The organism is Bacillus sp. JJ1503 (assembly GCF_036965125.1).
Lineage (GTDB): Bacteria > Bacillota > Bacilli > Bacillales > Cytobacillaceae > Cytobacillus.
In genome coordinates, this window is sequence record NZ_JBALOZ010000387.1 from 1 (window position 1) to 3,367 (window position 3,367).

Consider the following 3,367-nt stretch of genomic DNA (forward strand, 5'->3'; position numbering starts at 1 on the left):
AGCACATATATTGCTCCAATTTATTCCCAAAGTACAAAAGAAGGTGTCTTTCAGTTATGGATACCCTTGGGATTTATAGTAATTTTCTTTTACTTGTTTCGTAGCAAAAGAAACCATCCTTCTAAAATGAAAGCAAGTATTTTAGGACTTTGCATAGCATTATATCGGTTAATTCTTCAATATGTTGGGTAGACGTTGTGAAGAAAACTACTTAGACTATCGGGTGCAATCCTTGGGTAAGGGGGGATGAAATTGGATAGAAAGTTAAACGGATATATTGTAAGTTCTTTCGGATTAGGTATTCTAACAAGTGCAATGATTTACCCTAGGTTAATTGAATAATTCCCTTCATTATTTTTACAATTTTGTATATGCTTGATTTATTGATTAATCTCGTTTACAGGAAAAGGGGGAAGAATACATGTCGATTTACCATAAGGTAATTGGAGAAGGATATCCTATCGTTATGTTGCATGGTTGGACACTTGACCATCAAGTAATGTTACATGCAATGGAACCGTTATTTGAGAAACGAAGCGGATGGAAAAGAATATACATAGATATGCCAGGAATGGGGCAATCCGAGCCACAACCATCTATTCATAACTCTGATGATATGTTAGAAGCAATATTACATCTTTTAGACCAACTTATCCCTGGTGAACCGTTTATTATTTGTGGTAATTCATATGGAGGGTACATTGCGAGAGGTATAGCCAGTTTACGACAGAATACAGTTCGTGGATTACTACTGATTGCGCCAATGACAATACCTGAATTCAATGACAGAGTAGTACCACAGCAGACCATTATAAAAAGAGATAGCAACTTGATATCTCTTTTGTCTCCAGAGGATGCTGAGGAATTTTGCTCAATGGGGGTAGTGCAAGGTCAAACTGAATGGGAGAGGTTTAGAAATGAAATTTTACTTCCTTCTAAACAAACAAATGAAGAATTCCTGAACTACATCCGTCAAAACGGATATGGCTTTACTTTCGATATTTCGTCTAAACTGGAATATCCCACGCTAATTATAACAGGTCACCAAGACCATATAGTCGGATATCACGATGTCTGGCGACTTATTGAGGATTATCCGAGGGCAACTTTTTCAGTTCTTGATATGGCTGGTCACAACCTACAAATCGAACAAACCGATGTATTTAATGCATTAGTTCATAACTGGTTAAACAGACTTGAATCGGAAAATTTTCGACTTGTGTAACTTGTTAAAATATTGAGTTCCTTGTTGCACTAACGGGTGCAAGAGTTAAACAAGGTGTTGCAGCGGCAGCATCTTTATTCTTGTTGTGCTAACGAGCAGGTTAGTTCAACAAGAACAATCTAAAATTGGAACTTATAGGCATTTAAATCGTACTAACTTTAAGGGAATAATTAGGGAGGGATTTTATGGTTTTCATTATATTGTTGTACGGAATTATAATGGGAGTTTTTATTTCAAAGAGAACACTGAAAATGTCTCAAGCAGTAATACCAATGATAGCATTCACAATTCTTTCAAGTGTTGCTTTAGGTCAAAATTACACAACAAGTATAATTTCTGAAGTGAATGATGGTATAGGGATCTCCAATTTTTTAGCTGCATTTTTGTTGCCAGAAGATGGTTGGACAATAGAAATGTTTTCATCAAAATTCGAATTATATCTGGGCAGTTCTATCGTATTCATTCTTTTATATTTTTTACTCGTAATTGTTGAAAATATAAAATCAAATGTTAAAGCATAAGGTGTCTTATTGTGCTGACGGGGGGGGCATTAATCCAAGAAGGATTAATGCTTATTTTTGTTGAAGTTATTGTACTATCGGGGCAGGTTAGTGAAAAAATATGCTAAAACAAATTATTGTTTACAGGGGAGATAATATTTTGAAAAAATTATTTGTACTAATCATATTTTTGGTATCTCTATTATCTGCGTGCCAAACGAATAAGAATGACTTAACGTTTGTTGGCGAAGGTGAAAATTGGTTAGCTGAAGTAACCGTTCATCAAACTAATGAAGAAGAAACATATCAAATTCAGCTTAATAACAAAGGAAATAACTTAGAGGGAATTGACACTTTTCGTTATTATGTGGAATCAAAGAATAACGGAGTATTAGATTTCGGTGCGAATGATGCTACATTAAATAAAGAAGGTGTATATTACAACAAATCATTAAGTGTTAATAGTCCTTCTACGAGTGCAGAAGATGAGTTAGTGATAAAAGTAGAATGGAACGATACAGGCGAAAGTTTTGATTTAAGAAGTAAATGATGATTTGTGAATAGTTTTACTTAAAGTAATGGGGACAAGAGTTTAAGAATGAAGGTAGTAGCGGCATCTCTTTTTCTTGTTCAACAAACGAGGCAGGTTACTTCAAGAGGAATTTAAACAGTTGGTATAGAAGTAGTGACGTATAAACACATATATTTTCGGGAGGATTTAATAAAATGGATATAAAAAGTGGAGACCCAAGTGATAATTTAAAAATCATTCTTGAGGATTATAAAATAACTCCTAACACTTTTGGTTTAATTAGTGGTCTTGATGAAAAAACAGTTTTAGAGTTTTCAAATCATAAAGCTGATTTAGCTCATTTACCTCACGAAAAGATAGGGCATATTGTGTCAATGATTGGCTTATTATCAGACGGAATGACACTCGTGACAGCAGATGAAAGAGTCAAAGCAATCATTGAAATTTTGAATGATAACTTTCAAATTTCAGCGAATACACTGGCTTTATATGCAAAAATAGAAGAAAAAGATGTAGATGAATTTATGAGAGACTTCGATTCTTTAGCATTTGAAAAACGCTACCCGATTAGCAGTTGTAGTTTTATTTCTTTTCAAATTGTTTTCTGATAACAACCAGAATAATTGAAGTTCAACTAATCCATTATTTTATTGACTTTGTGAAGAACTGTACTTAAAGTAACGGGTGCTTTAGTTGAAGAAAGCATACCACAATATTGTGGTAATTGAGGTCATTTGTAGTACAAAAAAGGATAGATTGAGAGTATTTTCTACTGATCACCTATCCTTTGTGATTTTTCCCTTATAATGTCTGACATGAAATACAAATTAACTGTTGATAAGGGTGATAAACAATATCTTTTGCAATCGCAGGATTATCACATATGGTTGATACGGCGAAATTGGGGAAACCTGCTGTAATCATATAAAAAGCACAAAACATTACTAAAGACAATAAAATAATAATTACATATTGGTTTGTCCATAGTTTAAGTTTTCTTTTACCTATGGTATATAAGACCGCCTTTCAAGGCTATTTCCAAAAAAAGTGGTAATTTATAAGTGAACAAATTTATTTTTCCTTATTTTTAAAAAATATTTAGAGTTGTTT

4 protein-coding genes and 1 pseudogene are annotated in these 3,367 nt (G+C 33.3%); all 5 read left to right on the forward strand.

The features are described from left to right. Positions 1-192 (forward strand): annotated as a pseudogene (locus V7149_RS23405) (hypothetical protein); the annotation flags it as partial. 229 nt (positions 193-421) lie between these two features. Further along, on the forward strand, positions 422-1,225 hold the full coding sequence (locus V7149_RS23410; RefSeq protein WP_335347982.1) for an alpha/beta fold hydrolase: 804 nt from the start codon (positions 422-424) through the stop codon (positions 1,223-1,225). A 185-nt stretch (positions 1,226-1,410) separates the two neighbouring features. Beyond that, positions 1,411-1,746 carry a hypothetical protein gene (locus V7149_RS23415; protein WP_335347983.1) on the forward strand — a complete coding sequence of 112 codons (336 nt, stop codon included), beginning with the start codon at positions 1,411-1,413 and terminating at the stop codon, positions 1,744-1,746. Between the two features lie 139 nt (positions 1,747-1,885). Then, positions 1,886-2,275: a hypothetical protein gene (locus V7149_RS23420; RefSeq protein WP_335347984.1), complete on the forward strand. Its 390-nt coding sequence runs from the start codon at positions 1,886-1,888 to the stop codon at positions 2,273-2,275. Positions 2,276-2,451: 176 nt separating this feature from the next. Then, positions 2,452-2,865: an HTH domain-containing protein gene (locus tag V7149_RS23425; RefSeq protein WP_335347985.1), complete on the forward strand. Its 414-nt coding sequence runs from the start codon at positions 2,452-2,454 to the stop codon at positions 2,863-2,865. Positions 2,866-3,367: the final 502 nt, after the last annotated feature.